This window comes from Mesorhizobium sp. M1E.F.Ca.ET.041.01.1.1 (genome assembly GCF_003997355.1).
Classification (GTDB): Bacteria; Pseudomonadota; Alphaproteobacteria; order Rhizobiales; family Rhizobiaceae; genus Mesorhizobium.
On sequence record NZ_RZSL01000192.1, the window covers coordinates 1 to 10,025 of the forward strand.

Sequence of the window (10,025 nt, forward strand, 5' to 3'; positions counted from 1 at the left end):
CGTCAAGGTGTGCCGGAACGACGGGAGCCTCGCATCGCCCGTCCGGGTGGATTTTCAGACTGAGCGATAGGGGGCGTCCCTTCTCCCCTTGTGGGAGAAGGTGTCGCCGAAGGCGACGGATGAGGGGTGCTCCAGGGAACGCCAGCGTCTCACTCCGCTGGAACACCCCTCATCCGTCTCGGCGCTGCGCGCCGATCCACCTTCTCCCACAAGGGGAGAAGGGGCGAGGAATGCTGATCCCCTTTTGTTCCGATTTTTCTTGGCGATTGCTCACCGTCGCGCTACCTCTGGCGCGTGACAGAGCAGCCGCGCCTTGCCGAACAGAATGCCGCCGTCCTGCTGCCCGAGCCATTCGTCAAATGGTTCGGTGAAAAGGGCTGGTCGCCGCGTGTCCATCAGCTCGAGCTGCTGGCCAAGGCTCAAGGCGGACAATCGGTACTGCTCATCGCGCCGACCGGCGCCGGCAAGACGCTGGCCGGCTTCCTGCCGTCGCTTACCGAGCTCGCGAAACGTCCGCGCCGCAAGCCTGGCGAAGCCCATCGCGGCATCCATACGCTCTACATCTCGCCGCTCAAGGCTTTAGCCGTCGACATCGAGCGCAATCTCGGCAAGCCGGTCGAGGAGATCGGGCTGCCGGTTACCATCGAGACGCGTACCGGCGACACGCCTTCGCACAAACGCCAGCGACAGAAGCTGGTGCCGCCCGACATTCTGCTCACCACGCCCGAGCAGCTCGCTCTGCTGATCGCCTCAAACGGCGCTAAGCGCTTCTTCGAGGACCTTCGCTATGTCGTGCTCGACGAACTGCATTCGCTCGTCACCTCGAAGCGCGGGCACCTTTTGGCGCTCGGCCTGGCGCGGCTGCGCGCCTTCGTTCCCAAGCTGCAGACCATAGGTCTGTCGGCCACCGTGGCCGAACCGGATGAGCTGCGGCGCTGGCTGGTTGCGCAGAACACGCCCAAAAATTCAAACAACCCCGAGATGGCAGGGCTAATTACGGTCGCCGGCGGCGCCAAGCCCGACATCTCCATCCTCGACTCGCGCGAGCGCGTGCCATGGTCGGGGCACTCGGCCCGCTACGCCATTCCGGAGATTTACGAAGCGATAAAGCAGCACCGCACCACTCTGCTCTTCGTCAACACCCGCAGCCAGGCCGAGCTGCTGTTCCAGGAGCTGTGGCGTGCGAACGAGGACTCTTTGCCGATCGCGCTGCATCACGGCTCGCTCGATGTCGGCCAGCGCCGCCGCGTCGAGAAGGCGATGGCCGACAATGCGCTGCGCGCCATCGTCGCCACCTCGACGCTCGACCTCGGCATCGACTGGGGCGATGTCGATCTGGTGGTACATGTCGGCGCGCCGAAGGGCGCCAGCCGCTTGGCGCAGCGCATCGGCCGCGCCAACCATCGCATGGACGAGCCGTCCAAGGCGATCCTGATCCCGGCCAACCGCTTCGAGGTGCTGGAATGCCGGGCGGCGCTCGACGCCAACTATCTCGGCGCCCAGGACACGCCGCCGCTGGTCAAGGGCGCGCTCGACGTGCTGTCGCAGCATGTGCTGGGTGTCGCCTGCGGTGGGCCGTTCGACGCCGATCTCCTGTTCGAGGAAGTGCGCGGCGCCGCGCCTTACGCGACACTGGAGCGCGAGACCTTCGACCGCGTCATCGACTTCGTCGCCACCGGCGGCTACGCGCTGAAGAACTACGAACGCTATGCCCGCATCCGCCTGAACAAGGACGGCCTGTGGCGCGTCTCGCATCCGAGCGTCGCGCAGCAATACCGGCTGAATGTCGGCACCATCGTCGAGATGCCGGAGCTCAATGTCCGTTATGTCAGGCAGGGGCGCGGCATGGCCGGCCGTGGCGGGCCGGTGCTCGGCAAGATCGAGGAGTATTTCGCCGAAACGCTGCGCCCCGGCGACAACTTCCTTTTTGCCGGCAAGGTGCTGCGCTTCGAGGGCATTCGCGAGAACGAATGCATCGTCTCCAACGGCGCCGGCGCCAACATCATCGTTCCGTCCTATGCAGGTGGCAAATTCCCGCTCTCAACCTATCTCGCCGAGCAGGTGCGCGCCATGCTGGCCGACAGCGATCGCTGGAAGGTCTTGCCCGAACAGGTGGCCGACTGGCTTCGGATTCAAGAAGAGAAGTCGGTTTTGCCAAAGCGTGGCGATCTCCTGGTCGAGACCTTTCCGCGCGGCAATCACCATTACATGGTCGCCTATCCCTTCGAGGGCCGGCTGGCGCACCAGACGCTCGGCATGCTCCTGACGCGTCGGCTGGAGCGCGCCCATGCCAGGCCGCTCGGCTTCGTCGCCACCGATTACTCGCTGGCCGTCTGGGCGCTGGACGACATGGCGGCTTTGTTCAAGGCGAAGAAGCCGTCGCTGGCCGCACTTTTCGACGAGGACATGCTGGGCGACGATCTCGAAGCCTGGCTGAACGATAGCTGGATGCTGAAGCGCACTTTTCGCACCTGCGCCGTCATCGCCGGGCTGATCGAGAAGCGCTACCCCGGCCAGGAGAAGAGCGGGCGCCAGGTGACGGTCTCGGCCGACCTGATCTACGACGTGCTGCGCAGCCACGAGCCGGACCATATTTTGCTGCAGGCAACGCGAACCGATGCCTCCGCCGGGTTGCTCGATGTCAGCAGACTTGGGGAGATGCTCTCGCGTGTGCGCGGTCGAATCATGCATAAGCATCTCGACCAGATCTCGCCGCTGGCGGTGCCGGTAATGCTGGAGATCGGCAAGGAGTCGGTCAATGGCGGCGCCAACGACACGCTTTTGATGGAAGCCGCCGACCTGGTCGAAGAAGCGATGGGTTCAGGGCACTAAGCGGAGAACGGAGAGGGGATGAATTTTTCGCTGTCGCGCGCAACGCTGATTGCCGAGGCCGACCTTGTCGGCATCGCCGGCGAGCGCGCGGTTTGCGACCGGCGCGGCGTGCTCTATTTCCCCGACCTGCGGCTGCTCGCGGTCTCCGACCTGCATCTCGAGAAAGGCTCGTCCTTCGCCAGGCGCGGCGCGCTGATCCCACCTTACGACACAGGAGCCACTTTGCTGCGGCTGCAGGCGGTGATCGCCGACTACCAGCCGCGGATCGTCGTCAGCCTGGGCGACTCCTTCCATGACGGCGGCGGCGCCGAGCGTATGCATGAGAGCTTCCGCGAGCGCCTGGAAGCGATGATGGCCGGCCGCGACTGGTTCTGGGTCGCCGGCAATCACGATCCGGACGCGCCCGCCGACCTGTCTGGCGATACGGTGAAGGAACTCGCCATCGGCTCGCTGCTCTTCCGTCACGAGCCTTCGAAGCTGCGGGTGGAAGGCGAGATCGCCGGTCATCTCCATCCTTGCGCCCGCATCGTCCAGCGCGGCCGTTCGGTCAGGCGGCGTTGCTTTGCCGGCGACGGCGGCCGCATGATCATGCCGGCCTTCGGCGCCTATACCGGCTCGCTCAACGTGCTCGACCGCGCCTATGCCGGCCTGTTCCGGCTGGAGACGCTGATGGCCTATATGCTGGGCGCCGACCGCATCTTCGCCATCTCCGGATCGATGCTCCGGCCGGGTTGAGACGCTACTCCCGACCGTAGTAGAGCGTGACTGTGTGCTTCGCCTCGGCGAAGAACAGCCAGCGCTCGACCAGCATGCCGGCAAGCTGGGCGATGGCCGCGAGCGTCGACGCAATGGCGGCGAAAGGCCACGGTAAGACAAGCGCGATAGCAAGCAAGATGACCGGGACAGCGAAAGCCAGCACCTGCGTGATCCGCCTCAGTTTCGCGCTGTGCTTGCGCGCGATGCGGAATCCCATCTCCTTGAGCAAATAGTTTTCTTCCGTATGCGGCCATTCGATCGACCGCACCGTGCCGCCGGCCAGGCCGGTCGCCGTGTTGGCCGTGGTCGGGATTTCCAGCCGGTCGTTGTATCGCCAGGTCGCGATCTTCCATGCCCAGCCGGCGAGTGTGGCGAGCAGCGCGCCGGTCAGCACCACCGTTGAATCCTTGGCGAAACCCTGGAGAAGGGCGCTCAGCAACACACAGCCTGTCATTGTTGAGAACATAAGATAAGCCGGCAAAGTATAGCGGCTGTGCCACTGCGCGATCGGCTTGAGCGAGGCATAGATCATGCCTGTCGCGCAGACTGTCGTCACCGCACCGGCGGCCGCCACCAGCCCGGCGACGGCCACCCAGCCGCCACTCTTGCCAAGCAGCACCCAGCCGATGCCGAACAGCCCGGCCGGAATGAAAGTCGCCACCGACGCCACGCCTTCGCGCGACAGCCAGGAGCTGCGCCATTGCGAGAAAGCGCGCCAGGCTCGTTCGGGTCTCCCAAGGTGGCTGGTCGAGGACAGCAGACCGGCGACAATCAGGCCGAGCGCAAGCGCCATGCCGGCAACGCCCAGCCGGAAATCGGCAGGGATGTAGCCAAGCCCGCCAAGCACGCCGAGCAGCGCCAGCAGGCCGTAGCCGGCCCCGGTGGCGGTGGTGAAGAAGACGACCGAGAAAGCGGGATGCATGGAGGGCGAAGCTAGTTCGAAAGCATGCGATCGATCCAGCCGAAGAAGCCGCCGTCGGCCCGGATGGGCTCCAGCGCCGGTGCGTCCACTCGTGCCGCGCGTTCGCTGTGGGCGCGCGGCGGCAGGTATCTGTTGGTCGGCTTGTAGCGAAGCTCCGGCATCAGCTCGACGCCACCGCGCTCGACGACAAGCTGCGAGATCGCCGAGGTGGGGTCGCCGAGATCGCCGAAATGCCGGGCGCTGGTCGGGCATGCCGCGACGCAGGCCGGCACACGGTCTTCTTCGGCCAGATTGTCGTTGTAGATGCGGTCGACGCAGAGCGTGCATTTCTTCATCACGCCGACATCCGTGTCGAACTCGCGCGCGCCATAGGGGCAGGCCCAACTGCACAGCTTGCAGCCGATGCATTTGTCCTCGTCGACCAGCACGATGCCGTCCGACGCGCGCTTGTAGGAGGCGCCGGTCGGGCAGACGGTGACGCAGGCCGGCTGCTCGCAATGCAGGCAGGAACGGGGAAAGCTCACCGTTCGGCCGCCCATCTCGGTCGTGTGCTCGTAAGCGTGCACGCGGTTGAACCAGACGCCGTCGACATGCCCGCCATAGGGATCGGTGTCGGTCAGCGGCGCCATATGGCCGCCGGTGTTCCATTCCTTGCAGGCGGTGACGCAGGCCTGGCAGCCGACACAGGTGTCGAGGTCGATGACGAGGCCGAGCTTTTTCTCGGTATGGGCGGGAAGGCAGGTCATTCGGCGGCTTCCCTCTTGATACGGAACGATGCGCCGAACCGCAGTATGTCCGGCGACGCCTCCATATGCGGCGGCTGCTTAAAGCGCTCGAATTGCGGTTCGGTGAAGCCGGTTTCCTCGGGCGTGCATTTGACGATGCGCACGCGCACGTCGAACCACGCAGCCTGTCCGGTGACAGGATCGGAGTTCGAATAACGTTTGCCGTCGGCATCGGCCACAGTCTGGTCGCCGATGATGTGGTTGAGCAGGAAGCCGCGATTGCTCTCGGCCGCATCGTCCTTCAGGCCCCAGCTGCCGCGCCGCTTGCCGATGGCGTTCCAGGTCCAGACCGTGTCCGGGTTCACGCCGTCGATCAGCTTGATCTGGCCCTTCACACGGCCATTGATGCTTTCGATCCACACCCAGTCGTCGTCGGCAAGGCCGAGTCCGTCGGCCGTCTCCCGGTGCACGAACAGCCGGTTCTGGCTGGTGATCTGTCTCAGCCATGCATTCTGCGAGCCCCAGGAATGGTACATGTGCATCGGCCGCTGCGTCAGCGCATGCAGCGGATATTTTTGCAGATCGACGGCCTCGTCCTCGAAAGGCGCGTACCAGAAAGGCAGCGGGTCCATGTAGGTCTCGATCCGGTCGCGCTCGGCTTCCGGCGGCTGCGCTTTTCCATGGCCGCGCGCGGCGAGCCGGAAGCGCTGCATCGGCTCGGAATAAAGCTGGAAAACGATCGGCTCGGCCTTCGCGATGAAACCCATTTGGACGGCGAAGTCGAGATAAGCGCCGTTGGCCATCTTGTAATAGCGCTGGTCGTCGGCAAAGGCGTGATGCCAGAAGCCGCCATTGTCGATGTAGCGCTGCAACTGCCCGGGATTGGCCTCGCCCTTACCGATTGAGCCGCCATCCTTGCCGCGCCAGCCGGCCAGCGGTCCGATGCCCGGCGTGCGCTCGTGGTTGACGATATAGTCGGCATAGTCGCGGTATTTCGCCGAGCCGTCCTCGTTGGCGAAGCCGGGCAGGCCGAGCCGCGCGCCGAGCTCGATCAGCACGGACTGGAACGGCCGCACGTCGCGGTCCGGCTGCACCACCGGATGGCGGACGGCGTCGGCCGGCCCGTCGGCATGGCTGATCGGCCGATCGAGCAGGCTGATGCAGTCATGCCGCTCGAGATAGGTGGTGTCGGGCAGCACCAGATCGGCGAACGGCACAGTCTCGGAATAGTAGGCGTCGGAATAGATGATGAAGGGGATTTTGTAGTTTCCGGCTTCATCCTTGTCCGTGAGCATGGCGATGGTCTCGACCGTGTTCATCGAGGAATTCCAGGCCATGTTCGACATGTACATCATCAGCGTGTCGATCGGGTAAGGATCGCCCGCCCAGGCGTTGCGGATGACGCTGTGCATCAGCCCGTGCGCGGCCAAAGGCGCTTCCCAGGAATAGGCCTTGTCGATGCGGGTGGGCCGGCCGGCCTCGTCGACGAGCAGATCGTCGGGCCCGCAGACAAAGCCGAGCGGCGTGCCTTCCAGCGGTGTCATCGACCGGACGTTCTTGCCGGACGGCTTTGGCCCCGGAGGCGCGCAACGGGGATAGGGCGGCTTGAAGCGGAAGCCGCCGGGCACGTCCACGGTGCCCAGAAGTACCTGCAACAGATGGATGGCACGGCAGGTATGAAAACCGTTGGAATGGGCCGAGATGCCGCGCATGGCATGCATCGACACCGGCCGCCCTTTGATCGTCTCGTGGCGCCGGCCCGCCCAGTCGGTCCAGGCGACCGGCAGCTCGATCGTCTGCTCGAAGGCGACATGCGCCAGCTCCGCCGCGATGCGGCGGATCGTATCGGCGCTGATGCCGCAGCGCTCGGCGACTGCATCAGGCGAGTAGCTGTCGTCCATGTATCGGTCGGCGATGAGCTGGAACACCGGCACGCTGTGGCGGCCATTGACCGTGTAGCTGCCTGTCAGTGCCGGCCTTGCCTCGGGATCGGCTGCGCGTACCGGTGCTTTCGCGCCCCTGTCCCAGGCTAGAAGATCGCCGCTGCCGTCCCGAACGAACAGTCCGTCCTCGGCAGCACCCGCCTCCTGGATCACGAGCCCGGCGGCGTTGGTGTAGCGCAGCAGATAGTCGAGATCGACGCGGCCGGCCTTGAGCAATTCGTGGACGAGGGCGAGCACGAACAACCCGTCCGTGCCCGGCCGGATACCGATCCAGTCGTCGGCGATCGCGTTGTAGCCGGTGCGGCACGGGTTGATCGACACCACCTTGGCGCCGCGTGCCTTCAGCTTGCCGAGGCCGATCTTGATCGGGTTTGAATCATGGTCCTCGGCAACGCCGAACAGCATGAAGTACTTCGTGTTGTCCCAGTCGGGCTCGCCGAACTCCCAGAACGAGCCGCCGATCGTGTAGAGGCCGCCGGCCGCCATGTTGACCGAGCAGAAGCCGCCATGCGCGGCGAAATTCGGCGTGCCGAACTGGCTCGCCCACCAGCCTGTCAGCGACTGCGACTGGTCGCGCCCGGTGAAGAAAGCAAGCTTCTTCGGATCGGTCCGCCGGATCGCCGACAGCCGCTCGGTGGCGATGGCGAACGCTTCCTCCCACTCGATCTCGCGGAATTCGCCGGAGCCGCGCGGACCCATCCGCAGCAACGGCTTCTTGAGCCGCGCCGGGCTGTAGTGCTGCATGATGCCGGCGCTGCCCTTGCCGCAGATCACGCCGCGGTTCACCGGGTGGTCCTTGTTGCCGTTGATGTAGCGCACCTTGCCGTCCTTGATGTGGACGTCGATGCCGCAACGGCAGGCGCACATGTAGCAGGTGGTCCTGGCGATGCGGTCGGAAACGCTGGGCGAGGTGTCGACGCCGTCGCCTTCGTCAGGCGCTTGGCTATCGGCCAGCGGGCGCTGGGAGGGTGCGGAATTGGCGCCGCGCGGCGCAGTTGAGCTCATGATCCGCGAACGCTCTTGCCGCTCGCCATTCTGGCTTTCGTCTTCGGGCCCGGTCCGCGCATGTAGTGAAGCTCGGGATGGTAGCGCTCGCCGGCCAACTGCCGCTTCAGCCGGCGGCTCCAATGCGCGAAAAGGGATTTGAAGCGCGCGATCATTTCCAACCTTGGCCAGCAGAACAGCCAATTTTTTCCAAGTTCCGGCAAAAACTTAGAACAAAGCAATTGATCTGTCTAACAAGCGGCTCTTGTAATTCCGATCGATTTTGCTTCTTAATCGGGCATGACCCTCGATCAGTTGCGTATATTCGTCGCCGTCGCCGAGCACGGCCACATGACCAAGGCGGCCGAATTGCTCGGCATCTCGCAGTCGGCGGCCTCGGCGGCCATCCGCGCGCTCGAAAGTCAGCATGGCGTGCGCCTGTTCAACCGGGTCGGGCGCAACATCGAGCTCGCGCAGACCGGCCACCGTTTCCTGCCCGAAGCCAAGGCGGTCCTTGAGCGAGCGGCGGCTGCGCGCGACGTCCTGGAGCACGTGTCGCAGACGGTTACCGGCAGCCTGTCGATAGCGGCCAGCCAGACCATCGCCAGCTACTGGCTGCCGCTGCGCCTGGCGGCGTTCCATGAAGCCTATCCGGCTGTGCGCCTCAGCGTCACCATCGGCAACACACGGCAGGTGGAGACCAATGTGCTGGACGGCCGGGCCGATTTCGGCCTGGTCGAAGGGCGCACCGAGTCCGACATCCTGCGGCGTGTCACGGTCGACGAGGATCGCATGATGCTGGTGGTGGCGCGCACGCATCCCGAAATCCCGATGACGCCGGCTGGAAACCTCGACATCAGGGCGTTGCGCTGGATCATCAGGGAGGGCGGTTCGGGCACGCGCGAGGCACTGGAGGATTTCGCGCGCGGCGAAGGGGTCTCGCCGGCGGAACTGCAGATCTTCCTGGTCCTGCCTAGCAACGAGGCGGTGCGTCAGGCGGTGGAGGCCGGCGCCGGCGCCACCATCATCTCGGAGCTGGTCGTCGCGCGCTCCCTGGCGGAGGGGAGTCTCAGGTCCGTGCCGGTCGATCTGCCGAAGCGCGATTTCGCCATGATCACCCACCGCGACCGGCAGGCGAGCCTCGCGCAGATGGCGCTGAAGGCGTATCTCACCGGCAAGGCGCATGCGTCGTCAACGGGCAGGGGCTAGTGGTGGACGCGCTCTCTATTTTGGGGGCTCTATGCGGTGGATGGTCGATCCCGATACCCAGAGCGAACCGGCACCGTAACGAATAGCGTCGCCGAACGAGTTACCTTTGAACTTGCGGACAAGTGTGTTGGCTTTGGGATCGATCTGGGCGACCGGCGTTCCCGGCGTCGAGACCCACACATAGCCGCCGCCGCAAACGATATCGCCGCCACTGCCCGATAGGCCTGTTTGAATCGTCGCCAGCAGCTCGCCGGTCTTTCCATCGATTCGCTGAACCGAGCCATCGCCTTGATTGAGGACCCAGATCGAGCCTTCGCCCGAAGCGATGAAGCGCGGCGACGAGTGAAGCTTGATGGTCGAGACCACCGTGTTGGTTTTTGGATCGATCCTGTACAGCTCGCTGTTGCCGAAACCGGTCACCCACACGGAACCAAAGTCAACGACGACGCCGGCGCTCAATGCCGGCAAATGAATATTCGCATCGACAGCGCCACTGCGGGAATTGAATCGAGTCAGCGTCGTGTTGCCGATGCCCTTCCCTGTGATGACCCAAACCCCGCCCTCGCCGACGAGCTCCCCTCGTTGCTGAGTATCTGGGCGGGTATTTCCTGGACCAGCTTATTGGCGATCGGGTCGACTTTGAGGATCATCTTC

The 10,025-nt window shown here is 64.8% G+C and carries 8 protein-coding genes; 4 read left to right on the forward strand and 4 right to left on the reverse strand.

From position 1 onward, the window contains the following. Positions 1-294 precede the first annotated feature (294 nt). Positions 295-2,832 (forward strand): ligase-associated DNA damage response DEXH box helicase, encoded by a 2,538-nt coding sequence (locus EOA38_RS17235; protein ID WP_127299782.1) that lies wholly within the window; start codon positions 295-297, stop codon positions 2,830-2,832. Between the two features lie 18 nt (positions 2,833-2,850). Beyond that, positions 2,851-3,567: a ligase-associated DNA damage response endonuclease PdeM gene (gene pdeM / locus EOA38_RS17240; protein WP_127299783.1), complete on the forward strand. Its 717-nt coding sequence runs from the start codon at positions 2,851-2,853 to the stop codon at positions 3,565-3,567. A gap of 4 nt (positions 3,568-3,571) precedes the next feature. On the opposite strand, the gene EOA38_RS17245 is transcribed toward pdeM, so the two are convergent. Genes EOA38_RS17245 through EOA38_RS17255 form a run of 3 tightly spaced genes read right to left on the reverse strand, consistent with a single transcriptional unit; the run spans position 3,572 to position 8,183 of the window. Continuing rightward, positions 3,572-4,510 carry a DmsC/YnfH family molybdoenzyme membrane anchor subunit gene (locus EOA38_RS17245; RefSeq protein WP_127299784.1) on the reverse strand — a complete coding sequence of 313 codons (939 nt, stop codon included), beginning with the start codon at positions 4,508-4,510 and terminating at the stop codon, positions 3,572-3,574. A gap of 11 nt (positions 4,511-4,521) precedes the next feature. Further along, positions 4,522-5,256, reverse strand: coding sequence for a 4Fe-4S dicluster domain-containing protein (locus tag EOA38_RS17250; protein ID WP_127299785.1), 735 nt, complete (start codon positions 5,254-5,256; stop codon positions 4,522-4,524). After that, positions 5,253-8,183 (reverse strand): molybdopterin oxidoreductase family protein, encoded by a 2,931-nt coding sequence (locus EOA38_RS17255; protein WP_127299786.1) that lies wholly within the window; start codon positions 8,181-8,183, stop codon positions 5,253-5,255. Before EOA38_RS17255 ends, EOA38_RS17250 begins: the two co-directional genes overlap by 4 nt. 279 nt (positions 8,184-8,462) lie before the next feature. On the opposite strand from EOA38_RS17255, the gene EOA38_RS17260 reads away from it, so the two are divergent. Continuing rightward, positions 8,463-9,371, forward strand: coding sequence for a LysR family transcriptional regulator (locus tag EOA38_RS17260; protein ID WP_126095646.1), 909 nt, complete (start codon positions 8,463-8,465; stop codon positions 9,369-9,371). Between the two features lie 15 nt (positions 9,372-9,386). On the opposite strand, the gene EOA38_RS17265 is transcribed toward EOA38_RS17260, so the two are convergent. Then, entirely contained in the window at positions 9,387-9,839 is a 453-nt protein-coding gene (locus EOA38_RS17265) for a hypothetical protein (RefSeq protein WP_127299787.1), read from the reverse strand. Between EOA38_RS17265 and EOA38_RS39760 the strand changes: the two genes are divergently transcribed. After that, positions 9,840-10,025: hypothetical protein (locus EOA38_RS39760; protein WP_210212970.1), on the forward strand; the 186-nt coding region annotated here is incomplete at its 3' end.

What these genes read in the sequence shown, in the direction of transcription:
- pdeM (WP_127299783.1), top strand. Translation starts at nt 2,851, where the DNA reads ATGAATTTTTCGCTGTCGCGCGCAACGCTGATTGCCGAGGCCGACCTT.
- EOA38_RS17245 (WP_127299784.1), bottom strand. Translation starts at nt 4,510, where the DNA reads ATGCATCCCGCTTTCTCGGTCGTCTTCTTCACCACCGCCACCGGGGCC.
- EOA38_RS17250 (WP_127299785.1), bottom strand. Translation starts at nt 5,256, where the DNA reads ATGACCTGCCTTCCCGCCCATACCGAGAAAAAGCTCGGCCTCGTCATC.
- EOA38_RS17255 (WP_127299786.1), bottom strand. Translation starts at nt 8,183, where the DNA reads ATGAGCTCAACTGCGCCGCGCGGCGCCAATTCCGCACCCTCCCAGCGC.
- EOA38_RS17260 (WP_126095646.1), top strand. Translation starts at nt 8,463, where the DNA reads ATGACCCTCGATCAGTTGCGTATATTCGTCGCCGTCGCCGAGCACGGC.